The organism is Burkholderia sp. FL-7-2-10-S1-D7 (assembly GCF_001524185.1).
GTDB lineage: Bacteria > Pseudomonadota > Gammaproteobacteria > Burkholderiales > Burkholderiaceae > Burkholderia > Burkholderia diffusa.
In genome coordinates this window covers 40119-66314 of record NZ_LOWY01000060.1, presented here as the reverse complement: position 1 = coordinate 66314, position 26196 = coordinate 40119, and the positions used below count along the sequence as shown (strand labels likewise).

21 protein-coding genes and 1 pseudogene are annotated in these 26196 nt (G+C 64.3%); 8 read left to right on the top strand and 14 right to left on the bottom strand.

The genetic code is table 11. The annotated features are described in order from the left end of the window. Positions 1 to 63 precede the first annotated feature (63 nt). Positions 64 to 1353 (bottom strand): adenylosuccinate synthase, encoded by a 1290-nt coding sequence (locus tag WS75_RS19730; RefSeq protein WP_059682322.1) that lies wholly within the window; start codon positions 1351 to 1353, stop codon positions 64 to 66. Positions 1354 to 1493: 140 nt separating this feature from the next. On the opposite strand from WS75_RS19730, the gene gcvA reads away from it, so the two are divergent. Continuing rightward, positions 1494 to 2396: a transcriptional regulator GcvA gene (gene gcvA, locus WS75_RS19725; RefSeq protein ID WP_059682320.1), complete on the top strand. Its 903-nt coding sequence runs from the start codon at positions 1494 to 1496 to the stop codon at positions 2394 to 2396. 367 nt (positions 2397 to 2763) lie between these two features. Here the strand turns inward: gcvA and WS75_RS19720 are convergent, their stop codons facing one another. Next, positions 2764 to 3090, bottom strand: coding sequence for a hypothetical protein (locus WS75_RS19720; protein ID WP_044848822.1), 327 nt, complete (start codon positions 3088 to 3090; stop codon positions 2764 to 2766). Between the two features lie 2525 nt (positions 3091 to 5615). Here WS75_RS19720 and WS75_RS19715 point away from each other — a divergent pair. Continuing rightward, positions 5616 to 6932, top strand: coding sequence for a replication initiation protein (locus WS75_RS19715; protein WP_059682318.1), 1317 nt, complete (start codon positions 5616 to 5618; stop codon positions 6930 to 6932). A gap of 94 nt (positions 6933 to 7026) precedes the next feature. Here WS75_RS19715 and WS75_RS19710 read toward each other — a convergent pair whose 3' ends face one another. Continuing rightward, positions 7027 to 8058, bottom strand: coding sequence for a ParB/RepB/Spo0J family partition protein (locus tag WS75_RS19710; protein WP_059682316.1), 1032 nt, complete (start codon positions 8056 to 8058; stop codon positions 7027 to 7029). Next, the gene (locus WS75_RS19705) at positions 8051 to 8746 is read right to left on the bottom strand and encodes a ParA family protein (protein ID WP_011879640.1); all 696 of its coding nucleotides are present in this window, start codon (positions 8744 to 8746) and stop codon (positions 8051 to 8053) included. Before WS75_RS19705 ends, WS75_RS19710 begins: the two co-directional genes overlap by 8 nt. Positions 8747 to 9120: 374 nt before the next feature. Here WS75_RS19705 and WS75_RS33710 point away from each other — a divergent pair, with 374 nt between their 5' ends. Beyond that, positions 9121 to 9324 (top strand): hypothetical protein, encoded by a 204-nt coding sequence (locus WS75_RS33710; protein WP_156429829.1) that lies wholly within the window; start codon positions 9121 to 9123, stop codon positions 9322 to 9324. A gap of 1229 nt (positions 9325 to 10553) precedes the next feature. Here the strand turns inward: WS75_RS33710 and WS75_RS19700 are convergent. Further along, on the bottom strand, positions 10554 to 11681 hold the full coding sequence (locus WS75_RS19700) for an MBL fold metallo-hydrolase (protein ID WP_059682314.1): 1128 nt from the start codon (positions 11679 to 11681) through the stop codon (positions 10554 to 10556). Between the two features lie 84 nt (positions 11682 to 11765). Between WS75_RS19700 and WS75_RS19695 the strand changes: the two genes are divergently transcribed. From WS75_RS19695 to WS75_RS19680, 4 genes are all read left to right on the top strand, one after another. Further along, positions 11766 to 12401, top strand: a complete 636-nt coding sequence (locus WS75_RS19695; RefSeq protein WP_059682312.1) for a TetR/AcrR family transcriptional regulator — start codon at positions 11766 to 11768, stop codon at positions 12399 to 12401. A gap of 211 nt (positions 12402 to 12612) precedes the next feature. Then, the gene (locus WS75_RS19690) at positions 12613 to 13104 is read left to right on the top strand and encodes a flavodoxin family protein (RefSeq protein WP_059682310.1); all 492 of its coding nucleotides are present in this window, start codon (positions 12613 to 12615) and stop codon (positions 13102 to 13104) included. Between the two features lie 840 nt (positions 13105 to 13944). Then, positions 13945 to 14601 carry a ProQ/FinO family protein gene (locus tag WS75_RS19685; RefSeq protein WP_059682308.1) on the top strand — a complete coding sequence of 219 codons (657 nt, stop codon included), beginning with the start codon at positions 13945 to 13947 and terminating at the stop codon, positions 14599 to 14601. A 784-nt stretch (positions 14602 to 15385) separates the two neighbouring features. Then, on the top strand, positions 15386 to 16447 hold the full coding sequence (locus WS75_RS19680; protein ID WP_059682306.1) for a DMT family transporter: 1062 nt from the start codon (positions 15386 to 15388) through the stop codon (positions 16445 to 16447). Between the two features lie 128 nt (positions 16448 to 16575). Here WS75_RS19680 and WS75_RS19675 read toward each other — a convergent pair whose 3' ends face one another. From WS75_RS19675 to WS75_RS19640, 8 genes are all read right to left on the bottom strand, one after another. Next, entirely contained in the window at positions 16576 to 16941 is a 366-nt protein-coding gene (locus tag WS75_RS19675) for a bleomycin resistance protein (protein WP_059682304.1), read from the bottom strand. Between the two features lie 118 nt (positions 16942 to 17059). After that, entirely contained in the window at positions 17060 to 17650 is a 591-nt protein-coding gene (locus WS75_RS19670; protein ID WP_059682362.1) for a nitrogen fixation protein NifQ, read from the bottom strand. 79 nt (positions 17651 to 17729) lie between these two features. Continuing rightward, positions 17730 to 18155 (bottom strand): TOBE domain-containing protein, encoded by a 426-nt coding sequence (locus WS75_RS19665; protein ID WP_059682302.1) that lies wholly within the window; start codon positions 18153 to 18155, stop codon positions 17730 to 17732. 179 nt (positions 18156 to 18334) lie between these two features. Further along, positions 18335 to 19834, bottom strand: a complete 1500-nt coding sequence (locus WS75_RS19660; RefSeq protein WP_059682300.1) for an efflux transporter outer membrane subunit — start codon at positions 19832 to 19834, stop codon at positions 18335 to 18337. Then, a complete protein-coding gene (locus tag WS75_RS19655) occupies positions 19831 to 20802 on the bottom strand; it encodes an efflux RND transporter periplasmic adaptor subunit (protein ID WP_059682298.1) in 972 nt (323 codons plus the stop codon). The genes WS75_RS19660 and WS75_RS19655 overlap by 4 nt, the downstream gene beginning before the upstream one ends. Before the next feature lie 2 nt (positions 20803 to 20804). Next, entirely contained in the window at positions 20805 to 21017 is a 213-nt protein-coding gene (locus WS75_RS19650) for a DUF1656 domain-containing protein (protein ID WP_059682296.1), read from the bottom strand. 34 nt (positions 21018 to 21051) lie between these two features. After that, entirely contained in the window at positions 21052 to 23202 is a 2151-nt protein-coding gene (locus WS75_RS19645; protein ID WP_059682294.1) for an FUSC family protein, read from the bottom strand. After that, positions 23199 to 23678, bottom strand: a complete 480-nt coding sequence (locus tag WS75_RS19640; RefSeq protein WP_059682293.1) for a MarR family winged helix-turn-helix transcriptional regulator — start codon at positions 23676 to 23678, stop codon at positions 23199 to 23201. Before WS75_RS19640 ends, WS75_RS19645 begins: the two co-directional genes overlap by 4 nt. A gap of 375 nt (positions 23679 to 24053) precedes the next feature. On the opposite strand from WS75_RS19640, the pseudogene WS75_RS19635 reads away from it, so the two are divergent. Beyond that, positions 24054 to 24269: pseudogene (locus tag WS75_RS19635) on the top strand (hypothetical protein); the annotation flags it as partial. 90 nt (positions 24270 to 24359) lie between these two features. On the opposite strand, the gene dhaL reads toward WS75_RS19635, so the two are convergent. Next, on the bottom strand, positions 24360 to 26069 hold the full coding sequence (gene dhaL / locus WS75_RS19630) for a dihydroxyacetone kinase subunit DhaL (RefSeq protein WP_059682288.1): 1710 nt from the start codon (positions 26067 to 26069) through the stop codon (positions 24360 to 24362). Between the last annotated feature and the right edge of the window lie 127 nt (positions 26070 to 26196).

Sequence of the window (26196 nt, the reverse complement as noted above, 5' to 3'; positions counted from 1 at the left end):
CGCCGGATCGGTGCAGGCCGCACCGCGGCCTGCCGGGCCCACATCGCGCGTGCCGCGTCGCACTCAGAACGGGTCGAAGGGGTTGCTCAGCACGATCGTGTCGTCGCGCTCGGCGCCGGTCGTGATCATCGACACGGGCGCGCCTGCGATCGCCTCGACGCGCGCGATGAAATCCTGTGCGGCACGCGGCAACACTGCGCGTTCGCGTACACCCTTCACGGTGCCGTCCCACCCGGCGAACGTTTCGTAGACGGGCATTGCGCGCGCCTGCGCATCGAGGCTCGCGGGCAGATGGTCGACACGTGCGCCGTCAAGTTCGTAGCCGACGCACAGCTCGATCGACGCGAAGCCGTCGAGCACGTCGAGCTTGGTGAGTGCGAGCGAATCGATACCCGAAATCCGGACGGCCTGCCGCAACTGCGCGGCATCGAGCCATCCGCAGCGGCGCGGCCGGCCGGTGTTGACGCCGAACTCCTGCCCGCGCGCGCGCAGCGTTTCGCCGGTGGCGTCGCTCAGTTCGGTGAGGAACGGGCCGCCGCCGACGCGCGTCGCGTACGCCTTGGTCACGCCCAGCACGTGGCCGAGTTTCGACGCGCCGAGGCCCGTGCCGGCCGCCGCGGCCGATGCAACGGTGCCCGACGACGTCACGAACGGATACGTGCCCCAGTCGATGTCGAGCATCACGGCCTGCGAGCCCTCGAACAAAATGCGCTCGCCGCGGTCGTTCGCGTCGTTGAGGTCGGCCCACACGGGACGCACGAACGGGAGGATCTGCGGCGCGATGTCGATCAGTGTTGCCAGCATCGCGTCGCGCGAACACGGCTCGAGCCCCAGGCCGCGGAACCATGCATTGTGGTGATCGACCAGCACGTCGAGCTTGTCGGCAAGCTGGCCCGGCTCGGCCAGATCCGCGACCCGCAGCCCGCGGCGCCCGACCTTGTCCTCGTAAGCCGGCCCGATCCCGCGCAGCGTGGTGCCGATGGGTTCGCGACGCAGACGCTCCTGCGCCTGGTCGATCGCACGGTGAATCGGCAGGACCAGCGTGGCGTTCTCCGCGATCGACAGATTGTCCGGCGTCACCGACAGCCCGAGTTGGGCCATCCGCCCGATCTCGTCCAGCAGCGCCTCCGGATCGAGCGCCACACCGTTGCCGATCACGCCGCGCTTGCCACGCACAATGCCGCTCGGCAGCAGCGCGAGCTTGTAGGTCTTGTCGCCGACGACCAGCGTATGGCCTGCGTTGTGGCCGCCGTTGTAGCGTGCGACGAGATCGGCCTGCGCCGCCAGCCAGTCCACGACGCGCCCCTTGCCTTCGTCACCCCATTGGGCGCCCACCACCACCACGTTCGGCATGCTCCATACTCCATGTGAGAATTCCAGACATCCATTCCGGCCGCATCGGCCGTTCGTGTGCCATATTGGCGGAGTAGGATCACCCGATCAAACGATTAAATCTGAGCAGTCGCGTGAGTAAATTTCACGCGAAACGATGCATGGCCCGACGACTCCCTCCATTGAATTCGCTGCGCGCCTTCGAAGCCGCGGCCCGCCTCGGCAGTTTCACGCGCGCCGCCGACGAGCTGTGCGTGACGCATGGCGCGATCAGCCGGCATGTTCAGCAACTCGAGGCATGGCTGGGCCGACCGCTGTTCGAGCGGCACAACCGGCGCGTCGAACTGACTGACGCCGGTCGCGTATACCTTGCCGAGGTCGGTGCATCGTTTGACCGGATCGCGCTCGCCACCGCGCAGCATTTCGGCCAGGGGCAGCAGCGCGTGCTGCGCGTCAGCGCGCCCGCGACGTTTTCACTGCGCTGGCTCGTGCCCAAGCTGTCGTCGTTCCAGGTTGCGCATCCGACCATCGAGGTGCGGCTGTCAACGTCGAACGAGCCGATCGAGAAGTTGCGTGACAAGGTCGACCTGATCGTCCGCGGTGGCCCGCAGGCGATCGACGGATATGTTGCCGAGGAGTTTCTGTCGGAAATCCGCCTGCCCGTATGCGCGCCGAAGCTGCTCGATGGGCGGCCGTTGCGTACGCCGGCCGATCTCGCCGGCTTCACGCTGCTGCATGCGGCGACGTACCCCGGTATGTGGCCCGAGTGGCTCGCAGCGGCCGGGCACGCGAATCTGGTGCCGCGGCATTCGCTCACGCTCGAGCATTTCTATCTGACGCTGCAAGGCGCGCTCGACGGCCTCGGTGTCGCAATGGGGCCGATCGCGCTCGTCGCGGACGACATCGCCGAAGGCCGGTTGGTGCGGCCGTTCAGCGAACCGGCACTACCGCCGTGGCGCTATTTCACTTACGTGGCGACTGCGCGCGCGGAAGACGAAGCCGTGCGGGCCTTCAAGGACTGGTTAAAAGCGACGGGGAACGCGACGGCGGACGCGCGGCGCTGACGAAGTCGGTATATCGGCGACTAGTCGTTGCGCAACGCGCACCGGCTCAATTGGTGCGGGTTTCGTGTGTCTTTGCGCGGAGCACGTATTGCACGTGCATGATCGCTTTTCGTCTCGTGATTCATCCAGCGATCTGTTGTGATCCGTAGGATTCCTCTGAGACTGAACAAGCAGAATGGCGCGTGTCGTTCACGGAGAGCAGGAAGGTTCGACGCATCGAGATGGCATTCATCTCACCGAGAAACAAAGGATGTCGAATCAATTGACTCGGATGTCACACCTGCACGATGACCGGTCGCGCACCGCGTTTCAGCGCAGAAACGACAAACCCCGGTTCGCGCCGGGGTTTGTCTGGTGCGGGGAATGCTTATTGGCTTGCGCCAGCGGCTTCGCCCGCCTTCTTCTCAGCATTCTGCAGATTCTGCGGATAGTTCGGATCGTTGGCCGCCGGCTTGTAACCAGCGTCTTCGAGTTTCTTCAGTTCGGCGTTGTTCTTCGCGCGCGCTGCCTTGTGTTCGGCTTTGCGTTTTGCCCGAGCCGCCTTGCGTGCTTCACGCTTCGCGGCTTTCGCATCCGATGCGGCGGATGCGGCCGGTGCGCTGGCGTCGGTCTGTGCGAACACCGGAGCGGCCGAGCCGAAGAGGAACGCCGCTGCGGTAGCAGCCAGCGTCAGTTTTTTGATCTGGATTCGCATTGCTGAACTCTCTTTTCTGATTGGTCACGGAGTGAAAGCACATCGAAATACCGCCCCTGCCCCTGGTCGGTCTTCATGTCGCGGTCAGGGCCTTTGCATCATAACCGCGTTGCAAAAAATGTGGCGCCATCATGCGTGTATTCTTGGGGATACACGTATGGGAGGCGTCGTATCGTCACGTGTCCCACGCCCGTCCGCTCCGCGTTTCGCAGGGGCCATGGCGTTGCATCGCGCTCGGGAATCACGCAACGTGCACGACCGCTGCAACCGTGTGGAGAAGCGGATCGTTCCACTGAGACGGTGCAGATTGCCGATGAGGATGAGATCGATTTCGGTATTTCACGCACTCGCACGACGCTGACTGTTTCACCTGTGGAATTGGCTGCTCGTGCAACGCGATCGTCGCCCCATGAGCGGGATAGACGACGAAATCGCGAACCTGTGCGCCATGTTGTGACTCGCTGCCGCGCGAACGGCGGTTCCTCCCATAAACAACCACGATTCATTCTGCACCGAGCCTGCCGCATTTCCACGCATGTCGCACACATGGCTACCTGTTCGATTCTATTGGTCGCCAGATGTGGGAGACGACGTCTGCGGGTGGACACGACTCCCTCCGCGCAAGGTGAACCCTTCGATCGGCATTCGTTCACGATTGCGCACGGGCATCACGCGAGCGGTCGCCTGTGCGAATGCTTGGCGCTTGGCATCGTATCGACGTCACGAAGCGTCTTGAGCTTGTGCGGCAAGGATGGCGACACGTCTAGCGCGGGGCGCATTCGTCACAGCTTTTCCATTGTGCGGCCGCATCTGGTGCGGAGGCATCGCGCGTACGGTTTGTTAATCCGACGGACACCTTGTAGGTGAGCTTTTACAGGACGGGGCAACTTCCAGCGGTGAGAACTTTCGGGATTCGAGTGCGGATCCGATGGGGATGAGCCATGTTGATGGCGCCAGCCTCACGTTCGAGGCTGTTGCCAGGATCCTCGTAATCGAGCGGCCGCGGTCGGTGTCTCGCCCGGCACAGCGATGTGATTCTGGTCGTGCCGATAGGAACGCTGTACCAATTCCGATACTGACCCAAAGGTAGAAAACCGCGATGCCGAATGAACGGGACGAGAGCCAGCCAATTTCGTCTGTTCATGCGCCATCGACTGGAAAGTGAAAGGCAGATCATCATGTGACATGCGAAGACTTTTCCGCGGAAGCCTCGGCGCTGACGCAAAAAAAGCGGCCTGAGAATGAATTCCGTCGATTTTTCACCGCCGTGACGGAAACTCGCGGTGCTTCTATGTCGAGCGCGACTGCCTTCGCCCGCGGGTAATCCCTGACGGGAAACCGACCGCTGTCTGCATTTTCCTATCCCATAGGTGGGAACCTATGCCCCGAAAACGCGGAGTTCCTCCCATAAGTTTCTACGTTTGAGCGTTTGTTAGTAGGTACTCACCTTCCCGGGAAGCCTTGTCAGGCCTCGAACGCTTGCAAAATAAGGCGGAGATCGAGGGATCCACAGGCCGTGCGTCAGGAATGCTGTGCTTGTCGAGCCTCACCGGTTCGCTTGGGTAGCGGTTTATGGGGGTTGTTTTTCTGCACAGGCGCACGTGTGTTTACATCTTTGATAAACAACGTTTACTTCTTTAACTACTTTTAGACGGCTCACAGCCTTGTCTGGTAAGGGTTTGACAGGTGTTCGGTACCCATTTATGGGGGCACAGGCGGAAGAATATGGGGTTTCAGGTCTGTGGATTTGGGGAATCGGGTACCGAGCTGTGGGAAATGGAGGTTGTGGATATGGGGCACGCGTAGCCAGCTATGGGATTCGGGCCAAAAAACCCCTCAGGTAGCCCTCTATGGGGGAATCTATAGGTACCCATTTATGGTGCCTTCTTGATTATTCGTGTACGGTGCCGCGCACCGCATTTCATTTTGGGTTGCCGGTTATGGGATGGATTCCAGGTAGTCGTTTATGGGTGCTGGCGTGGACAGAATGATCTCGTCCTGCTTGTCCCTTAGGAGCCGGGATCCCATAAACAGGATCAGCCCAGAGGAAAGGTAACCATCTGTGGGGACCTCTTAAGGTAGTCATTTGTGGGAGGTATTTCCGCCTGCCGGGCACAGAGGAAGACAAAACGCTGAGCTGGCGGATCTGGATAGGTACCTATTCATGGGACGTGCTAAAGGTAGCGTGTTATGGGGGAGCGCAGACCGTGTTGCAGGGCACCACGAATCGGGTTCGCACATCCAGTTCCACCGGATTATTTCCCATGAATGGGTACCTCCAGTGGGGCAAGTCCCGTGCCGGATTCTGGCGACCGCCCGAACAGGTAGCAGGTTTTGGGAGCTGTTTTCGGTGGAAAGGTAGATGAATATGGGATTTCGCACAGACCGTGAAAATGGAAATTGTCATTTTGAGACAATGATTTATCGGCGATAGTGAAAGTGATACTGGAGATGAAGGCGTTGCTCGATGGCTCGAAAAGGTATAAAGTCCGCCATCAACACGGTCACCTTCTCCGGACATCACGATGCCGCGCAAGCCCGCAATCAAAGGCTCCGACAAGCAGGTTTCGCTATTTCAGACGCCCGAGCCCCCCGATCTGCTGCGCAAGGCGGTCCAGGCAATTCATATCGCTCCGAAGTCCGGAAAGATCGGTCTGCAGCAGCGCAAGATGTTCAGCTCGCTGATCAAGAACGCCCTTCGTCAGGAAGCGTTCGAGCCCGGCCGGACGAGCTTTTCGATCTCGATCGCCGCGCTGTCGCATGAGAGCGGGTTGAACAGCAACAACACGAAGTATGTGAAGGACACGGTCAACTCGCTGATCAGTACCGTCGTCAACTGGGACTACCTTGCCGCCGACCGCTCGACGGTGTGGAAGGCGTCAGGCCTGCTCGCCGGCGCCGAGCTCGAGCAATCGGTGCTGAAGTACAGCTTCTCCGACCAGATTCGCAGCGAGCTGCTCAATCCGGAAATCTACGCGCTCATCGATATGCGGATCGCGCGCGAGTTTCGGCGCTCGCACTCGCTTGCCCTTTGGGAAAACACGGTGCGCTACGAGGGGATCGGCATCACGGCAAAGATTCCATTGCCGAAATTCCGTGATCTCATTCTCGGTCAGGACAAGGCGTCGCAGTCGTACAAGGAGTACAAGCTCTTCAAGAGCAAGGTCCTGGTGCCGTGCATTCAGGAGGTGAACGAAGTTTCCGACCACACGCTCGAGCTGATCGAACACAAGTCAGGTCGCAGCGTGGAGGCCGTCCAGTTCAAGGTGACGCGCAAGCAGAGCGCGGATACGGTCGAGGAAGGCGACGTCAAGAACGAAGCACTCGTCGACGAGGTCGCCAAGTTCGGCATCCCGCGTTCGGAAGCTCGCCGGTTGATTACGCAGTACGGTGTGCAGCGCATCAAGGCGGCGATCGCCTATACGCTCAATCGGACTACGAAGAAGAACGCAGCGCCGGTCGACAACGTGGCCGCGTATTTCCGCAAGGCGCTGACGCACGGTTATACGCTGGCCGACGGACAGGGGACCGAGACGGCCGCGCCGGCAAAGGAATCCGGGCAGAGCAAGCAGGAACAGATTCGCGACAAGTACCTGGCCGCGAAGGTCGACGAAGCCGGCGCGTATTTCCGTGAGCTGGAGATCGACGACCAGACCAAGCTGATCGAGCGCTACAACGAAACGGTGGCCGGATCGAAGGATCTCACGCTGTCGCCGAAGAAGAAGGCGAGCAAGCTGGCGCAAACCAGCTTCTTCCGGTGGCTGGCGCTCGATACCTGGGGCGAACCGACCTCGGACGATCTGCTGGAATTCCTGCTGAAAAGCAGCCTCGCGACCAACTGATCAAGGCCTCGCAGCCTGGCATGCACCGTGCACCGGACTTCATCCGGCGCGCGATGCCATGCAGGTGCGAGGCCTTTGTTTTGGGCGCCTTCTTTTACTTTTGCGCGGCTACCGCCAGTTCGGCGACGTATGCATCGATCACGGTCTTGAGCCGGTCGGCGAGCGCTTCCTGATGGGACGCATCGACTCCCTTCAGTTGCAGATCCAGACGCCCGTCCGGATAGGTTTTCAGCTGACCGATCGGGCGTGATTCGAGCGCGAAATCGTGGCGAACGCTGTAACGCGTGCGCCCCGTCTTCTTGTTGCCGTCGCTCTGTGCGCGCAGGAAATTCTCGAGGTCGCGCACCGACTTTTTCCGGTCGATCACCGCCGTGAGCAGACGGTCCGCAGCCGGTTCGCCCAGGCGCTCGAAAATCAGTTTCAGGAAGTACGCGGCCTGCAACCCGACCACATCGTTCGCGCTGGCCATCCGTTCGAGCAGCGTGTTCGGCAGTGCGTTCAGCGATAGTGTCTTGCTGATCGATGCCTTGTCCTTGCCGATTTTCTCCGCGAGCGTGTTCTGGTCGGGGAAGACCTTTTCGTCGAGGAGACGCTTCCATGCGACTGCATCGTCGAAGATGGTCTGGCGTTCGTGGTCGTGGTTGGCGCGATACGCGATCGTGTACAACTGCTCGGGTGTGTGGTCCGTGCGAAACGTCGCGTTGATCGTTTCGTCGCCGTTGATGCTCGTCGCGCGCAAGCGGCGTTGCCCGTCGATCACGACGAGCTTGCCGGGAAACTCCGGGAGACGCGTGACCTTGATCGGCTCGATCTGCCCTTCCCGCTTCAACGTCAATGCGAGCTCGTGCAGGCTCGACTCGGAATAGAACACGCGCGGGTTGAACGGGTTCGGGATGCAGTCCTTGACCGCGACCTTCTGCGGCGCGCCCAGGTCGAGCGCGTCGGAGGTGGCGGCGGCGGTCGGGGTGACGGGGGTGATGGCTTCGGCGGCGGGATTCGACGCGGGCGTCGGCTCGGGCAGGCGTGTTTCCAGCGCCGCGTTTTCCTGTGCGAGCCCACGCAGCAAGCCGGCTGCGAGATGCAGGTTGCCGGTCGGCTTCTTCTCTTTCGATGTGTCCTTAGCCATGAGCGGCTCCGGTAGCGCGCGTCGACGCGATGTATTGGGCCATTTCGGTGACCAGTCTTTCGATTTCCGCGCGGGCTTCCTTCAGCCCCTTCAGGTATCGATTGTGATGATGGATCGTGGTGCCGAGGGCGAACGTCTGCCGGTAGACCTCGCGCTGCGCGATCTGGCTGTCGAGCAGATGCTCCCCTATTTCTTCAGCCTTTAGAATTTTTAAAATTTCTTCTCGCATTTTAGTTTTTCCATTGACGCTATTCAGCATCAACGCGGAAGACAAGTTCGGGTTACGAACGGCACGCATCGATTCGATCATGCGAATCATCGCGACGGTGCTGTACAGGTCGGCCGGTGACGGAGACAGCGGCACGAGGCAGAAATCGGCAACCTCGAGCACGGACGCGATGCGTGGATCTTCGAGGTTGCCCGGGCAGTCGACGACGATCACATCGAAATTCGCATCCTGCTTCTTGATCTCGCCGCCGATGCCGCGGCCGGCGGGGGCCAACGACAGAACCGTCATCGGGAGCGTATTTTCACCGCTCGTCACCCATCTCACTGATGTGCCTTGAGGGTCGGCATCGATCAAGGCGACCTTGTTGCCGCCCGCCTCGAAGGCAGCAGCGATATTGACGGAGATGGTGGTCTTTCCAGTACCACCTTTTTGATTACTGACGGCGATCTTGAAAGCCATTAAATTCCCTCCAAGGAGTTTTGCGTAATATATGCAGTTATTGTTGAAAAGTCCAGAAAGTGCTAGATGAAAAAGGAAATTTTCTTGTGGATGTTGTTGTCACGTGACAAGTACGTCAAATGGCTAGCAAGTATTTGTGATTTGAAAGCGGGTGAAAATAAAAATAGATGACAGTGCATTCGAGACGGAAGGTGCTGATGAAGTGCTGAGGACTTCAGTGAGGTAGCGACTCGAGGTCACCGTGCTGATTCCCTAATGTGGTCTCGCGATCGGTGGGAATTCTGCCGCTGTTTGGCAATCAGCTTGCGGTCCTGGGTGGCGTCGGGATCCAAAGTTGTCACGTGACAAGGCGATTTGGTTGGCTAGGACCTCAAATGCTGCTCGACGGCAAGCATGCCGATGCGACGCGCAGCGGTAATTCCGATGATTTTTGCTTCCTTGCACATCATTACGAAGGTCCGTGTTCAGATATGACGGCTGGTGCTGGTGCTGGTGCTGGTGCTGGTGCTGGCGACTGCGACTGCGACTGCGACTGCGACTGCCGCGTGTTGTTACGTGACAACTTGCCGAAGCGTTGATTCTGGACGCATATCGTCAGTGTCGGCGTGCCCACTGTAGAAGTCGCGGGCGTGAACAAGTCCATGGGATATATGAGCTCGTCGTGTTCGATTGGGCAAGGTCAGTGATGCGCAAGCCATCGGGTTGTTGTCACGTGACAACCGTGCGGATGGATGCCGAAAGGATCGACTTGACGCCGACGAGGCATCATCAGTGACGAAGTACGCAGAGGTGCTTGGCTAGCGGCTGATAAGTGAGTGATCTATGTTGGCCGAGCCAATTGATGTCTTCTTCAGACACTTCCGAGCGCGCATGCTCTCGGCCTCCGATGGCACGCTAATTCCAAGCGCGTGATATGGCCCCAATAAAAAGAGCCGATCAGCATCTACAGGCAACGGCGATGAGCTAGGGGAGGGCTAGGGCAGAATCTTATTGAGTGGGCCGTCGATCCGACGGTCGAGAGCATCGGCGTCGCGTCACACGTTCTCGATGGGTTTTGGGCGCGAATTCCTGCGCGTCGCCGAGGCGAGATGGCGCAAATCACCAGAGCGTGAAACAATTCTTCTAAATGGGTGCGTGTGCGGAAACCCTTGCCTAGCAATGGGTTGCGCTACTTTCTTCACGTTGTTTCACGCAAAATGAGCGCGGACGACGGCTGAAATGGGGGCATATGAATCTGGCGCGCGCTATTGGGTCTAGATAATGACGGATAAAGCGGAAACGTATCCGATGATACGTGTTTTGTGATAAATGATACGTCCTGCGAGCGGGCGCGCAGCTCGATCGACCTTCTAGGACTTAAGACATCGCGCGGAACAGGCCAGCATGGATTCAATAGGTAGCGAGTTCGTCATCGCTAGTTGTCACGTGACAACGCGCTGCGCCGACGGCGCCGGATTGCAAACCTGCACGCGTCGGGAGAAATCGAATCGAACGTCTCGTCCCAAAGGCGACGTTGAGCTACGCGGCTTCTATAGACGTCCTAGGAAGGCCGTTCCCGATGGGCTCGGCCTGTATTTATCACTGTGCGGATGGAGAGGGAATTTGCGGACTTTGCGTCAAGAGGGTGAAGCGCATCGCCACAATTGGTTCGACCGTGTATATCTCGTCCTTCGCCGGATGTCAGCTGTCGGGGGCGATTGATCATCGTCGCCGACGATCGGCCAAAGAGTCCGTTACCGAGCCGTATATCACCACGAAAATTCACCGCCGCGGCGTTCCCGTCCAGAAACCGCCGCGGCCAGCGAACCTACTTCGTCGCCTGCGATGCGCACAGCTGCTGCCACCAGCGCGTCTTTGTTGCTGGAGTCTTTGCTGGCTCGTCGACCGTTCGCCACCAACGTTCGCCGCGATGTGGCGCATTCAGATCGAGTCGCTCGCCCATCCTGGGTGTCGACAGCTCGACGCCGCGTGCCATGGCCAATGCCGTGACGCGCTCAAACGGCTCTTGCCAACGGTGCATCGCGAGATCGAACGTACCGTTGTGAATCGGCATCAGCGTGCGACCGCGCAGGTCGATGTGCGCTTGCACGGTCTCTTCCGGCTGCATGTGCACGTAGGGCCATTGCGGGTCGTATGCCCCGGTCTCGATCAGCGTCACGTCGAAGGGCCCAAGCCGTTCGCCGATTGTCCGGAAACCGTCGAAGTAGCCGGTATCGCCGCTGAAGAACACCCGCAGATCGTCGTCGACGATGACCCACGACGCCCACAGCGTGCTGTTGCCGTCAAACAGGCTGCGTCCGGAGAAGTGCTGTGCCGGTGTCGCGGTCAGCGTCAGACCATCGACGTCGACACTTTGCCACCAGTCGATCTGGCGGACCTTTTTCGCATCGATACCCCATTCGATCAGCCGATCGCCGACGCCCAACGTCGTGACGAACACGCCAGTGGTGGCTGCAAGCGCGAGCACCGTTTCGCGGTCGAGGTGATCGTAGTGATCATGCGACAGGAGCACGCCACGCAACGGCGGGAGGTCCACGAGGGCGATCGGCGGCGCATGAAAGCGCTTGGGACCGATGCGTCGGAACGGCGATGCGCGTTCGGCAAATACAGGATCGGTCAGCCAGAATTCCCCGCGCAGTTTCAATAGCAATGTCGAATGCCCTAGCCGATACAGGCTGCGGTCGGGGGCCGCGTCGAGTTGTTCGCGAGTCAGTGAATCGATGGGCAATGCGCCTGTCGGAACCGTGTTGCGTGGCTTGTTCACCAGCATGTTCCACGCGATGCCAAGTGTTTTGCCGAAGCCTTCGGCCGGTCGCGGTGCAACGTTGCTGAAGCGTTCGCCGTTGTGCTGCGGCGACTCGCCGGACAGTGTGCGGCCACGCCTGGCGGCGGCGAAACCCAGTACGCGATGAAGAATTACGAGAGGCGAAGCCATGGCGATTCGTCCGGAAAATAAAGTACACCAGGCAGTGTAGTTTATCTCTGGGAAAAGTAAACTCAGGGGTGTAAAATTTTTCGAATGGATACGAGCACTTCTCCTCAACGGCTGACCGACCGAAAGCGTGCAGCAATACTCGCCGCGGCGATCGAGGAATTCCTCGCGGCTGGCTACGACGGAACCAGCATGGATCGCATCGCAGCGCGCGCGGACGTGTCGAAGCGCACCGTCTACAACCATTTCCCGGGCAAGGAAGCATTGTTCGCGGCGATCCTGCATCAACTGTGGGATGCGACGCTGACTGCCGGCGCGCCGGCCTACCGCGCCGACGTCCCGCTGCGCGATCAACTGCTCGCGCTGCTGGGCCGCAAGTTGCGGTTGCTGAACGACGAAGCATTTCTTGCACTCGCCCGCGTCGCGATCGGTGCGGCCATCCATTCTCCGGAACGCGCGCGCGACATGGTCGAACGCATGGGCGAGCGCGAAGAAGACGTGACGGTCTGGATTCGTGCGGCCGCGGCGGCTGGCCGGTTGTCGGTGACCGATGCCGTTTTCGCCGCGCATCAACTGCAGGGGATCGTGAAAGCGTTCGCGTTCTGGCCGCAAGTGACGATGGGCCAGCCGCCGCTCGGCGCGCAGGAACAACAGAAGGTCGCGGAAACGGCTGCCGACATGTTTCTTGCGTACTACTCGCGCGCGGACCACGCCGGTGTGTGAGGTACCGGGCAGGACTGACCGCGCGTCGTGCGAAGCGCGAAGCGGAACAACTCCGTCGATATCCGCCACGCGAGCCTCATCCTCCGCGTCGAGGAAAGTGCCATTCGAAAACCGGCGAACGCAGGCGCTGGTACGCACGTCGACGTAGCCGGATTGAGCCGTACCGACGCGTGCGGCAGGCGCAAATGAAACCGAACGTGAGCGAAAACCGATGAAGACGCTGTTGATCGTCTATCACACGATGACCGGAGGCACGCAGCAGATGGCCGAAGCGGCCGCGGATGCCGCGCGCGAGCAACCCGGCGTCGACGTCAGATTGCAGCGTGCGGACGCGACCAGCGCGGACGACGTGCTCGCCGCCGACGCCTATCTGTTCGCTACGCCGGAAAATCTCGCCGCGATGTCCGGGCTGATGAAGGACTTCTTCGATCGCTGTTACTACGCTGCGCTCGATCGCGTGAATGGCCGCCCGTATGCGGCGATGATCTGTGCTGGCAGCGACGGCCAGAACGCGCTGCGCCAGATCGACCGGATCGCGACCGGATGGCGGCTCAGGAACGTGGTGCCGGGCCTGATCGTCTGCACCCATGCGCAAACGCCAGAGCGGATCCTCGCGCCGAAGACGATTGGCGGCGAGGATCTCGCGCGCTGCGCGGAGATCGGCGCGGGGCTCGCTGCGGGTCTTGCACTCGGCGTGTTCTGATTGCCGGCGATCGAGCCAGCCGAAGCGGAACCGCGGCCGTGCGCAACGACCGAAGCGCGACACCTGTCGTGCGGTGCCCGATTGCAGCGAATGCCGGCGACGCGCAATTTCCGCGAGACACCGGTCGTGCGAATTGCATCCCCGTTTGCGGCAGCGGCATCATGGCATGTCGATGCGCTAGTTGGCCTTTGTCGACACTGGCGGCTGATGTATTCGGGCCACGGGTTTTTCACGAGATCGCGTGAAGCACCATACGCATGACCGCTGTCGATCCGGCCCATACGACCCACGTTCCGATGCCGTCGTACGCTCGACGATCGATGCGGACGCAACTAATAGCGTGGCGGCAGAGATCGATGCACACTCGCCACGCCGCACGGATCGTGTGCGAAAGCCCGGTCTTCCGGACGATGCGAGTCGGCAGAATTTGGCGTCTTCACTATCCATACCATTGCTCGCCATTTCGGACTGTGGAATAACCGATGCGTCGCGTGACCGGCGCACTGAAGCCGAGAGTGCCGGTAACGGCACTACGTAACGCGAGTGTCGATCCACCGCGAAAACGCCGCCATAATGCGCAACACGACCGCGCGGATGCATTGCGGTTCCCCCGGATTCGTCAAATGCGAACCGGTGAGTCAACCGACGGCCGCGGGTACCGGTATACTTCCACTCCTGCCTTTCTCCGGCATCGTGGCCGGGTGCCTGAAACAGTGGTGGTGGCGATGCGGCCCCGCAATGATCCGCGTCGGTGGCAGACGCGCCGCAGGCGATGCGGCGAACGCCGATGTGCGGAATGGCTGCACGAACCACACCTTATATTCCTGGTGGATTGAATTTATGGGTTTTGAACAACTTGCCGAATTGCGGGCGCAGCTCGCAGCAAAGGCCAAGCAGGAGCGCAACGCGAAGCGACCGGCTACGCAACCGGACGCAGGCGCGAAGCCGAAATCCGGCGACCGGCCAGCTCGGGGGGCCAAATCGGGTGCCGGGGCCAAAGCGCCGTCCGGCGCGAAGCCCGCTTCGGCGAAGCCGTCGACGCCGGTCGATCCGGTCATCGTCGCGATCGGCAAACTGCAGCGCCGGTTCCCGCGCGCGTTCCCGAAGAATCCGGCTCCGAAGGTGCCGCTGAAGGTCGGTATCTGGGACGACCTCGCTCGCGAGGCGCAAGCCGTCGGCCTGAGCGAGGCCGAGCTGCGCGAGGCGATGTCCACGTGGTGCCGCGGCAATCGTTACTGGTCGTGTCTCGTCGAAGACGCGGTGCGGGTCGATCTGCAAGGTAACGAAGCGGGGCGCGTGACGCACGACGACGCGGCGCGTGCGCGCCGGCTGAAGTCGCGCCGTCCGGGCAACAAGGGCGGCGCGCAAGCGGCGAAGGGCGCACCGCAGCAGCCGAAGGTGGAAGCGCCGGCCGCCGCCGAGTCGCAGCAGGCGACTGCGGAGGCACCGGCAGACGCAGCACCGCAGCCCGAGCAACAAACGGCCGCGAGCGAGTAACACGCGATGTGTCGCCGCGCGACCGCGCGGTGACGGCCTGCCTGCGCCTCGCATGCAGCGCGTCACATGACAGACCGACCTGTCCCTTGGGGCAGGTCGGGACTGCCGCCGCTGGCGGCCCAGCCAGTCAGCCTCACCCAATCCTCATCGAACTGCCAAGTGAACCGACGACGAAAGTGTGTCGGCGGACGCTGTGTGCGCAAGGCATCTGTCACACCGGGCAAGCATGGCGAGGCGACGGTATATCGATCAGGGTCGGCGTGCATCATGAATACGCGGTGGCGCCGCAACCCGGCGAGCGTTGCGTAGACGGGCGTCGCGCGCGGCTGCGCATCGATGCTTGCGGACGGACGGCCGACGCGTGCGTCATCGTGTTGGCGACCCACGTCCATCCACTCACGTTTCGTCACAATGATTCGTTATCCTAATGTAATTGGATTTCGGATGAAAGCCGGATTCGCCCCCACGCGAATTTTTCGCACGTGAGCGGCTGTCAAACGCGAAGTGTGGCCGGATTCGACTGACCGCAGGGTGATGTCCGGACGCACCGCACGGTCGCCCGCCCGTCAGTTGGCGACCTGTGACACACACGCGATAATCTCCCCAGCACGAATCGTCGGGCCGGCACGTTGCCGGCTGCGCATGACGCGACAGGTACCTCAAAGCCAGCGCAACTCGCCCGCCATTCCCCGAAATTGAATGGCACCGGCAAACTGTACGCGCCACTGCGTCACACGAAGCTTGCCGATTCCACACGCGCAACGCTCTACGCAAAGACCGCATCATGAATCCGAGACATTCCGCGATTCTCGTCGCGCTCACGGCCGCCGCGCTGTTCGGCGCCGCGACGCCGCTAGCCAAGGCACTGATCGGCGCGATGTCACCGTTCATGGTCGCCGGCCTGTTCTATCTCGGCAGCGGGATCGGCCTCGGCGTCGGGATCCTGCTGCGCGGGTTGCACCGCCGCCCCACGCCGGCCGAGAACGCCGCGCCGCTGCAACGCTCGGACCTGCCGTGGCTCGCCGGCGCGATCGCGGCCGGCGGTGTCGCGGGCCCGGCGCTGCTGATGCTCGGGCTGTCGAGCACACCGGCTGCGACGAGTGCGTTGTTGCTCAATCTTGAAGGCGTGCTGACGGCGGTCATCGCGTGGGTCGTGTTTCGCGAGAACGTGGATCTTCAGGTGTTTCTCGGCATGGTTGCGATCGTCGCCGGCGGCACGCTGCTGTCGTGGGGCCCGGGGCGCGCGGGCGTGCCGGTTGGCGCGTTGCTGATTGCCGGCGCATGCCTGTGCTGGGCGATCGACAACAACCTGACCCGCAAGGTCGCCGCGAACGATGCGATGGTCATCGCGTGCGCGAAAGGCGTGGTCGCCGGGCCCGTGAACATCGGTATCGCGCTCGCGACCGGCGCGGCGCTGCCCGCCATTCCGGCCGCGGCCGCCGCGATGCTGACCGGCCTCGGCGGCTACGGGATCAGTCTCGTGTTGTTCGTCGTGGCGCTTCGCCATCTCGGCAGCGCGCGCACGGGTGCGTATTTTTCGGTGGCGCCGCTGTTCGGTGTCGTGCTGTCGTTGCTGATCTGGCCGGCTCTGCCGTCCGTCACGTTCTGGATCGCGGCTGCGTTGATGGCGCTCGGCATCTGGTTGCACGTGCGTGAACGGCACGAACACGAGCACGCGCACGACCGACTCGAGCATACGCACCGGCATCGGCACGACGAACATCATCAGCACACGCACGATTTTCCGTACGACGGCGATGCACCGCACACGCATCCGCACGTGCACTTGCCCATCACGCACAGTCACGCGCATTTCCCGGACATTCACCACCGCCATCGGCACTGATTGCGCGGCAAAGAAGAACGACGCACACTGCGTGCGATGCGCATCGCAAAGGTACCAGTTTATGGGGACGTTATCGGGTGCCGGCGGTGCCGCGTCGGCGTTGTTCGATGCGGCCGGCCGGTTGCGACTCAGTCTTCCGTCTGAATCAATCGGATCAACGACCCGTCCGGGTCGATCAATGCGCCGACGGTACCGCCCCATGCTTCGCGCTTCGGTCGATGCGCGCGTGGCCAGCCGGTCGTCTGCTCCGGAATGCCGGCGGCGAGTACCTCGTCGAAAAACGTACCGACGTCAGCGAGCCGGAAACAGCAGCTGAACCAGCTCGTGGCCGGATCGAGACCGGGATGTGGAAAGAATTCCAGCAGCAGATCGCCACGTCTGAGGATCATCCAGCCATCGTCGCGCCAGGTTTCGACGAACCCGAGCTTTGCGTAGAACAGCGACGTGGCTTCGAAATCACGCGACGGCAGATTGGGACTCGCAAAGTCGGTCACGGTTGTTTCTCCAACGAGCGTAGCGGTCGAACGAACGCGCGGGAAAACGCGCGGACGGCTGTCGCGCATCATCGGTCAAACGATGCGCACCGGCAAGCCGCGCAGGCCGCGGTCGCGACTATCGTCCCGGGGGAAAGCAGAATCCGAAATCCTCACAGCCCGGGCATCCGGGCGCGGGCCCCGGCGGGAGGCCGAGCGATGCGGCCACTTCCTGGGCGAGGAATTTCTTCCAGCGCAGCTGCGCGACATTGCGTGCGGCGAGCGCGGGGAAAAAGCGATCGAGCATCGCGGTTACTGCGTCGCGTCCGTCAAGACCAAGATCGCGCCACAGGTGATCGGGGCGCAGGCACGCATGCGCGATGATTGCAGCGACGCAGTCGGCATCGTCGTGCGCGACGGCGGGATGCGCATCCCGCATCAGCAGCGCGTGCAGCGTCGCGACGAACCGGGCGTGCACGGCCGGCAGCGGTGCGATGGTGACCACCGGCACGAGTGCGGCCGCATCGGTGGAATTCAGGTACGGAAACTGGCGCTCGAGCAGGCCGCTCAACTGGGCGGGAGACAGGCCGAGCAGCGCGAGCTCATTGCGGCATGCACGTGCCGCAACGAGCTTACCGAACAGATTTGCATCCGGGGAATCGGCGTCGGCCGCGCCGGACAGCAGCGCTAGCAATATGCGTCGATGCGCATGCTCGAGCGCAGACGTCATCGTGTGCGCCTGCACGCCGGCCGCGCGTTGCGCGCCCCTCGGGCGCGGCGAATGGCGGGACGTCATGGCAATCGATCGATCACTCGACCCCAACGATCACGCTCGACGCCTTGAAGAGCGCGGACGCGGCCTTGCCGCTTGCGAGGCCGAGACGATCGACGCTGTCGTTGGTGACGATCGCGACGATTTCCGCACCACCTGCGGCCTTGATCACGACTTCCGAATTGACCGCGCCCTTCGCGATCGACGACACGGTGCCCGCGATACAGTTGCGCGCCGACACCTTGCTGCTGCCGACGTCGACCATCACGATCACCGACGATGCCTTGACGAGCGCGAAGGCATCCGCCCCGGCCGCGAGACCGAGCGATGCGACGCTTCCGTGCGTGATCACGGCGACGATGTCGAGGCCGTCCTCGGTACGCAGCGTGATTTCGTCGTTGACGGCACCGGGCTTGACGGCGCTGATCTGGCCGGCGAATTGATTGCGGGCGCTGATGCGCATGATGACTCTCCGGGAAAGGGGCCGCCCGGCGGGCGGCGCGCGAATGGCGGAAACCGCGGACGAGTTTACCGGCAATGCAGGTGAAGCGCGACGTCGGCATCGGCATACTCGACATGCGAAACCGCGCTCGATGCTGCGCGACAACAGGCGTGTCGTGTACGCCGTGCCGCCCTCCGCGCTTACTTTACAGCGGCCGGCGCAGCAGCCGGCGCACCCGCCGCCGAGGTCTGCTGCGCCGCAGCGGCCGTTCCACCGCCTTCCCATCCACCGCCGAGCGCGAGGAACAACTTCACCTGGTCGGCGGCGACCTGGCCTTCGGCTGCGGCGACCTGCGCACGCACGCTCGTCAGCGTGCGCGTCGCATCGAGATCCGAAATGAACGACTCGCGGCCGGCGGTATACAGGCGGTGCGTTTCATCAGCGGAACTGCGCGCCGATTCGTAGGCCGTGCGCAGCGCGTCGGCGCGCTGCACGTCGGCCGCATAGGTCGCGAGGCTCGACTGCGTTTCGCGCAGCGCGTTCAGCACGACGCCGTCGAAGTGCGCGAGCGCGCCGCCGGTCGCCGCCTCCGCTTCGCGCACGCGCGCGCGCTGGCCGTTGACCGGAAACGACCAGCTGATCAGTGGTCCGAACGACCAGCGATTCGTGTTGGAAGAGAACAGGTCAGCGGCGACGCCGACCGAACCGGCGGACGCGCCGATGCTGATCGACGGATACAGCGCGGCGGTCGCGACACCGATCCGAGCGGTCGAGGCGGCGAGCTGCCGCTCGGCTTCGCGAACGTCGGGACGGCGGCGCAGCAGCGCGGCACCGTCACCGATCGGAATGGGCTGGCGCAGCTTCGGCAGGCGCTCGCATTCGGCGACCGCCTTCGGCAGGTCGGCGGGCGAACGCGCGAGCAGCGCGGCGAGCTGGTATTGCGCGATCTTGCGGCGCCCTTCGAAGCGCGGGATGTCGGCCGCGAGCGTGCGCACCTGCGTGACGCCGCGCGTGACGTCGGTCTGGTTGCCGCGTCCCGCATCGCGCAGGCGCTGCGACAGCTTCACGCGTTGCTGCTGCAACGCGAGCGACTGCTTCGCGATCGCGAGTTCGTCGCCGGCGGAGCACGATTCGACGTACGCACGCACGACGTCTGCGACGACGGTGATGCGCGCGAGGTCGGCGGCCGCTTGCACGGCTTCGCTGTCCGCGCGCGCGGCCTCGACGCCGCGCCGCAGCTTGCCGAACAGATCGAGCTCGTATGACACGCTGATGCCGACCGCGCCTTCGTTCACGACCGGCAGCTTGTTTTCGAGCAGATATTGCTCGGCCGATTCCTGCGCACGCTGCACGGCTGCTTCCGCGCTGCCGGAGAAGCCGCCTTGCTCGTTCGCGACTTCCAGCGCTGCGCGCGAACGCGCGAGGTTGGCCGCGGCGACGCGCAGGTCGGTGTTCGATTTCAGCGCACTGCGCACGAGTTCATCGAGCACGGGATCGTCGTACAGCTGCCACCAGTTGCCGGGCACCGCATCGCGCGACACGAGCGTACCGTTCGCGTCGTCGAGCGCGTGGTTCGCGAGCGGCGCATTCACGTATGCCTGCTGCGGCAGCTTGTAGTCGGGGCCGGCGGATTTGCACGCGCCGAGTGCGAGCGCGAGCGGCGCGAGTGCCGCCGCAAGGCGCAAGCCGTGCTGCTTCATTGCGATGCTCCCGTCGCGCCGACGGCCGCGTGTGCGGATGCCGCAGGCGGCACGGCTGCCGTGGAGGCGCCGGCGGCCGGCTTCGCATCGTCGTCGCGGCGCGTGTGGGTGCGCACCGCGACGGTCGCGGTGCGACCGGCGATCATCCGGAAGTCGTCTGGCACCTCGTCGAGCACGACGCGCACCGGCACGCGCTGCGCGAGCCGCACCCAGCTGAATGCGGGGTTCACGTTCGGCAGCAGGTTCGCGCCTTGCGTGCGGTCGCGATCCTCGATCGCGGCGACGATGCTCTGTACATGGCCACGCAGCGGATGCGGCTCGCCCATCACGACGATGTCGACCGGCTGGCCGATATGGATGCCGCGCAGCTTGGTTTCCTCGAAGTAGCCGTCGACGCGGAACGAGTTGCGGTCGACAACGGACAGCACCGCGCGGCCGGCCGGCACGTATTCGCCGACGCGCGGCGCGCGGTCGTTCAGGTAGCCGTCGACCGGGCTCACGATCGTCGTGCGCTGCAGATTGAGCTTCGCGGTGTCGAGCGACACCTGTGCATCGGCGGCGGCGGCTTCGCCCTGCTCGACGCGCGTGCGGCTTTCCTCGACCTGCTCGCTTGCGACCAGGTTGCCGAGTTGCAGGTTGCGCGCATATTCGCGCTTCGCCTGAGCGAGCGTCGCGCGGCGTTGCGCGAGCGTCGCTTCGGCCAGCCGCTCCGCGAGTGTGTAGCGGGCCTGGTCGATCACGAACAGCACCTGGCCGCGCTTCACCTCCTGGTTGTCGGCGACCTGCACCGCGGTGATGAGCCCCGACACGTCGGGCGCGACCTGGATCACGTCGGCGCGTACGTGGCCGTCGCGTGTCCACGGCGAGAACATGTAGTAGTTGATGATCCGCCACAGGACGAGGGCGGCCACGACGACGACGATCAGGGTGAGCAGGATCTGCCCTGCCGAGAGCCAGGTTTTTTTCATGGTTAGCTAGCCACGAGATGGTGAGACACGATGACGACCGCGGCAAGCACGAACACGTAGATGCCGAGGTCGAAGATCGAACGGTGCCAGACGAGGCGGTAAAAGCCGACGCGTTCGAGCAGCGCGCGCACGACGATGTTGATCAGGTAAGCGATCAGCATCAGCACGAGCGGAGCCGGCACGTATACGCCGAAGATGTCGATTTCGCCGATCATGGTCGCGGTCGGAAAGACAGGTTGGAAAGCGGGATCATGCGCGCGCTCCGTCCGGTGCGGCATGCGGCGGCTGCGCGGACGCGGCCGGGTACAGCGACAGGCGCAGGCCGACGAGCGCGTGCAGCGTATCGCGCAGCCGGCGGTGTGTCGCGGGCGTGGACGGCGCCGCGGGAGCGTCGTGCGTCGTGCCGTCGCCCGCCGATACGGCCGACGCGCCGGGCAGGTTGCGGCCGGCCACGCGCTGCAGCGCGTCGTCGATCAATCCGAGCAGCGCCGGCGGTGCAGGCTGTCGCGCATTCGCGGCCGCGCAGCGCGCGTAGTGATCGGTGACGCCGGCCAGCACGCGGTCGATCGCGTCGGGCACGTCGCCTGTCAGCTTGCGGCGCGAGCGGCGCAGGTCGAGCGCGTTCAGCGCGATGCGCAGGTCGCGGAAGCTCTCGATCGACGGATGACGGTGGTCGTCCGACGCGCCGAGGCGCGGCAGCAGCTGCGTGACGCGATCGAGCATGCGCGACGCGTGGTTGCGCTGGTCGTCGAGCGGCTGCGTCGACGCGGAGCGCGCGACGTCTTCCCAGCCCGAACGCAGCAGGCGCCGCACCGCGAGTTCCGCGCCGAACGGACGCGTCGCGCGCGTCCACACGTACGCGAACAGCAGCCCGGCGACGCCCGCGAGGTTGCTGTTCAGGAACACGAAGAAATCGGCATCGTACGCGCTCTGGATGCTGATGAAGGTGGCGGTGTTCACCGCGACGAGCATCGTCACCATGTTGAACTGCGGGCGTGGCAGCAGCGTGCCGATCAGGATGAACGGCCCCGCGAACATGAGCACGAGCATCGGGAAATCGTGCACGTGCGGCAGCACGACGAACAGGTACAGCCCGGCGAACACGACGCTCGCGGCCGTCGACAGAAAGAACTTGAACACCAGCGGCGCGGGTTCGTCGAGCGCGGCGAAGAAGCTGCACGACACGGCCACGAGCGTGACGGCTGCGGCACCGTCGTGCCAGCCTGACGAGATCCACAGCGAGCATGCGCACACGATCGCGAGCACGACGGTGAGCGTCGAGAACAGCATCATCCCGCGATCGAAGAAGCGCTCGGTGCCGCCGAGCCGCCAGTGTCGGTAACGCGGCTGCCAGACGCCCGACTCGTTCGCGATCAGCGCGCGCAGCGAGCGGCAGTCCTGCCAGATGTCGATGACCTGATGCAGCCGCCACAGCGCGTTCGACAGCAGCGCGCCGTCCCAGCTCGCAAGCGCGCTGTCGGACGGCTGCAGCGACGCGATGCGCTCGCGCAGGTTGTCCGCCACCGGATCGTGGGCCACATCGCCGTCGCTGCCGGCCTTCACGGCCGGCAACGGCGCGTCGAACCACTTTGCCGCGTCGGCGAGCAGCGCGTCGAGGGCCGGCGGTCGCACGTGCAGGTCGCGCATCAGCGCGATCAGCGGATCGGCGAGCGAGGACATCAGCGGCAGGAACAGCTGCATGCGGCCCGCGAGCGCCTGCGCACGGGCGAGCACGCGCGGGTGCGCATGGTCGTAGCTCAGCTGGCTCAGCAGGAATTCGAGGCCGGTGATGGTCGCGGCGAGGCGTTGCCGGCATGCCGACAGCGCCTTGCCCGCGATGTGCCCCGACAGCGTTTCGCGGCCGTAGAACGCGGCGTCCTTGAACCATGCGTCGGTGCGCTCGATCAGCGTCGGCGCGAGCCGGTTCGGGAACACGGCGCTGCCGACCACGCTCGCGCACACGATGCCGAGCACGATTTCCTCGGTCCGCGCGATCGCGACGTCGAAGATCGTCGACGGATCGGTCACCGTCGGCAGCGCGACCAGCGGCATCGTATAGCCGGCGAGCATGAACACGTAGCTGCGCGCGGTGCGGTCGGAAATCGCGAGGTAGAGCAGCGTGCCGCACCACGTCGCGACGATGATGCTGAACAGGAACGGTGTCTCGACGAACGGCGGCACGAACAGGATCGCGGCGGCCGCGCCGAGCGCGGTGCCGAGCGCGCGATACAGCGCCTTCGAGCGCGTGGCGCCGACGAACGGGTTCGACACGATGTAGACGCTCGCCATTGCCCAGTAAGGGCGCGGCAGTTGGAAATACAGGCCGAGATACAACGCCAGCATCGACGCGGCGAACGTCTTGCCCGAGAACAGCCAGTCGCGAAGGCTCGGATAGGTCATGACGCGGAATCGGCGGGGTGAGGCGGACGCGATGCCGGATGGTGCGCATCGGCCGCATTGAACGCATTCAGCACGCGCAGCGTCGCTTCGAGATCGGCACGCGTGACGCCCTTGAGCACCTGGGCGCGCAGCACGCGCAGGTCTTCCTCCATCTTCGCGGTGACCGCGCGGCCGGCGGCCGTCAGCGAGATCGTCTTCGCGCGGCGGTCGTGCGGATCCTCGTCGCGGCGAGCGAGGCCGGCCGCGCACAGCTGGTCGAGCAGGCGCACGAGCGACGGCCCCTCGATGCCGACGTGTTCGGCGAGCGTGCCCTGGCGCACGCCTTCGCCGAGGCGGCCGGCAATCAGCAACGGCGTCGCGCAGGCTTCGGACACGTTGTACGCAGTCAACATGGCGTCGCTCGTGCGGCGCCATTTGCGCGCGGTGAGCACCAGCAGGCTGCTGACGGCGAGGCGGAGGTCGTGCAGGTTGGTCATGGGCGAGATGATAGGGGCAAAAATATTCGATAGCAAACTATCGTTTTTGTCATCCGCATGTCATGCCGCACGCCGGGGCGCCGATCTGCAACGAGCAATTTAGGCGGTGGATCCGGGGATGGTCAAGTTGTCGGGTTGCAAGCGTGCGGCGGATTCTTATGTATCGCCTGCAATCTGGCTCGAACGCGGCGATCGCACGCGGCGGGTTGGCGGTCAGCTACAGGGTTGTAGGGAGGTTGTAAGCACAAGGCGACCCTGGATGACCGCGCACTGGCCATGCGGACCGACCGGATCGCGCCACGCGCGCCGCACCGTCAGGGTTCCGCACGCGATTGCACTCTTTCTGAGCGACCATGTGGAAGCAACGACGGAGACATCGCGGTGACGTCGCCCGATCCGTTCCTCGTCGGCGGCACCGAGCGGCCGAACGCGGTGCGCGTGTGCATCGGTGCGGAGACGACGCATGCCGCATGCAACGCCGCGCTCGCGACGATCGCGGGCGTGTGCATTCCCCGGTTCGCGACACGCGGAGCGCGTCATTGCCTGTTCCGGCGTTGCCGCGCCGGGGCCACAATGCGTTCGATCGCGTGATCGTGCGGGGCAGCGATCAGGCCTCCGAGTGGAACGTACATCTCGCACGAGGGCGTGCGCGCGTTGGCTCGTGCGGCCCTCGCCCGCTGTTTAGCGCACGTGCGGCAGCAACGCGCGCAGCCAGTATGCGACCGCCACCGCGCCGCCATCCGGCGTGCCGATCGCGCGTTCGCCGAGATAGCTCGCACGCCCCGCGCGCGGCGTCATGCCGGCCGTTCGTTGCGCGCCGTGCTCCGCTGCCTCGATGGCTTGCGCCAATGCGCCAGCTGGGTCGCGATCATCATCGAGCGCGCGATCGAACGCATCGGCGGCCGGCACCAGCGCATCGAGCATCGTCCGGTCGCCGGCACATGCGCCGCCCAGTTCGGAGATCGCATCCACCGCGCTGCGCAATGCCGCAGCCCAGTCGCGCGCCGACGGTGCGGCGCTATCCGCGGCATCGGCGAGCCGCCGCGACGCGCGCAGCAGCGCGGTCGCATAGAACGGCCCCGAGCTGCCCGCGATCGCGCGGCGCAACGCGGTGCCCAGCGCCGCGAGCATGCCGGCCGGCGTGCCGTACGCGGCTTCCGGCAACGCGAGGATCGCCTGCGCGGCGCGATGCATGCTCGCACCGAGATCGCCGTCGCCGGCGGCCGTGTCGAGCTCCGTCAACGTCGCTTCGTTGTCGATCAACGCTTGCGCGATTGCGTGCAGCGCCGGCTGCAGCCGCGCAGCCCACGCGTGGCCGGCCGCATCGAGCGGCGGCAGCGGCTGGTCGGACTCGGCTGGCGCGGCCACCCGGATCTGCGCGTTGACCGCGCCGCCGCCGGGCCATGCGCGCGCCTGCGTCGGCGCGTCGAGCAGGGCCACGCGTTCGTCGTTCAGCCGCAGCAGCGAGATCGAGCAACCGGGCATGTCCAGCGCGGACAGGAACGTGCCGCCCCACGCCCGCGCGACGGTGATGCCGCGCCGGCTCAGGTTGTCGTACGCGGCGCGCAGCACGATCGCCAGCTCCATGTCCGGCGTCGCGCCGAGACCGTTGACGAGCAGCGCGACGCGTTCGCCGCGATCGAGCACGAGGTCGGCGACGATGCTCGACAGCAGTGTCTCGACCAACGCGTCGGCCGCCAGTGGCGCGGTGCGTTCGACGCCTTTCTCGCCGTGGATGCCGAGGCCGAGCTCGATCTCGTGGTCGGCGAGGCTGAACCCCGACTTGTCGGCGCCGGGGATCGTGCAGCCGTCGAGCGCGACGCCCATCGTACCGAGTTCGGCCGCCGCGTCGCGCGCGATCGCCGCGACGCGAGCAAGCGGCAACCCGCGCGCGGCGGCCGCGCCAGCCAGCTTGTGGATCAGCACGGTGCCCGCGATTCCGCGTCGCTGCCCGCGCTCGACGCGGCCGCGCAGCGACACGTCGTCGGCGACGATCACGGTCTCCACCGGAATACCCTCGGCGCGCGCGAGTTCGGCAGCCAGCCCGAAATTGAGGCGATCGCCCGTGTAGTTCTTCACGACGAGCAGCGCGCCGTTCGGGCCGGCGCACGCGCGGATCGCGGCGAGCACGGCGTCGGTCGGCGGCGACGTGAACACCTCGCCGCAGACGGCCGCGCTCAGCATCCCTTCGCCGACATAGCCGCCGTGCGCGGGCTCGTGACCGCTACCGCCGCCGGACAGGATTGCGACGAGACGCTGCGACGGCTCGGGCAGCGGCTGGCGCACGAGCACTTGCTCGTCGCCGAGGATCGCGACATGCGGCGACTGCCGCGCGATGCCTTCGAGCATTTCGCGCACGACGGCGGACGGGTGGTTCACGAGCTTTTTCATGGCGACGGGTTCCTGACGGTGGGCCGAGTCCCGGCGGCACGCATGCGGTGCCGTCGGGTTTCGTACTGTGTATGGTAGGCGGCGTGCCGAATGCGGCGTGCCGCGGCCGGCGTTACGTAACATCGAA

Excerpts from the sequence above, each read along its gene's own strand:
- WS75_RS19730 (WP_059682322.1), bottom strand. The coding sequence starts at position 1,353 with ATGCCGAACGTGGTGGTGGTGGGCGCCCAATGGGGTGACGAAGGCAAG.
- gcvA (WP_059682320.1), top strand. The coding sequence starts at position 1,494 with ATGGCCCGACGACTCCCTCCATTGAATTCGCTGCGCGCCTTCGAAGCC.
- WS75_RS19720 (WP_044848822.1), bottom strand. The coding sequence starts at position 3,090 with ATGCGAATCCAGATCAAAAAACTGACGCTGGCTGCTACCGCAGCGGCG.
- WS75_RS19715 (WP_059682318.1), top strand. The coding sequence starts at position 5,616 with ATGCCGCGCAAGCCCGCAATCAAAGGCTCCGACAAGCAGGTTTCGCTA.
- WS75_RS19710 (WP_059682316.1), bottom strand. The coding sequence starts at position 8,058 with ATGGCTAAGGACACATCGAAAGAGAAGAAGCCGACCGGCAACCTGCAT.
- WS75_RS19705 (WP_011879640.1), bottom strand. The coding sequence starts at position 8,746 with ATGGCTTTCAAGATCGCCGTCAGTAATCAAAAAGGTGGTACTGGAAAG.
- WS75_RS33710 (WP_156429829.1), top strand. The coding sequence starts at position 9,121 with ATGCTGCTCGACGGCAAGCATGCCGATGCGACGCGCAGCGGTAATTCC.
- WS75_RS19700 (WP_059682314.1), bottom strand. The coding sequence starts at position 11,681 with ATGGCTTCGCCTCTCGTAATTCTTCATCGCGTACTGGGTTTCGCCGCC.
- WS75_RS19695 (WP_059682312.1), top strand. The coding sequence starts at position 11,766 with ATGGATACGAGCACTTCTCCTCAACGGCTGACCGACCGAAAGCGTGCA.
- WS75_RS19690 (WP_059682310.1), top strand. The coding sequence starts at position 12,613 with ATGAAGACGCTGTTGATCGTCTATCACACGATGACCGGAGGCACGCAG.
- WS75_RS19685 (WP_059682308.1), top strand. The coding sequence starts at position 13,945 with ATGGGTTTTGAACAACTTGCCGAATTGCGGGCGCAGCTCGCAGCAAAG.
- WS75_RS19680 (WP_059682306.1), top strand. The coding sequence starts at position 15,386 with ATGAATCCGAGACATTCCGCGATTCTCGTCGCGCTCACGGCCGCCGCG.
- WS75_RS19670 (WP_059682362.1), bottom strand. The coding sequence starts at position 17,650 with ATGACGTCTGCGCTCGAGCATGCGCATCGACGCATATTGCTAGCGCTG.
- WS75_RS19665 (WP_059682302.1), bottom strand. The coding sequence starts at position 18,155 with ATGCGCATCAGCGCCCGCAATCAATTCGCCGGCCAGATCAGCGCCGTC.
- WS75_RS19660 (WP_059682300.1), bottom strand. The coding sequence starts at position 19,834 with ATGAAGCAGCACGGCTTGCGCCTTGCGGCGGCACTCGCGCCGCTCGCG.
- WS75_RS19655 (WP_059682298.1), bottom strand. The coding sequence starts at position 20,802 with ATGAAAAAAACCTGGCTCTCGGCAGGGCAGATCCTGCTCACCCTGATC.
- WS75_RS19650 (WP_059682296.1), bottom strand. The coding sequence starts at position 21,017 with ATGATCGGCGAAATCGACATCTTCGGCGTATACGTGCCGGCTCCGCTC.
- WS75_RS19645 (WP_059682294.1), bottom strand. The coding sequence starts at position 23,202 with ATGACCTATCCGAGCCTTCGCGACTGGCTGTTCTCGGGCAAGACGTTC.
- WS75_RS19640 (WP_059682293.1), bottom strand. The coding sequence starts at position 23,678 with ATGACCAACCTGCACGACCTCCGCCTCGCCGTCAGCAGCCTGCTGGTG.
- dhaL (WP_059682288.1), bottom strand. The coding sequence starts at position 26,069 with ATGAAAAAGCTCGTGAACCACCCGTCCGCCGTCGTGCGCGAAATGCTC.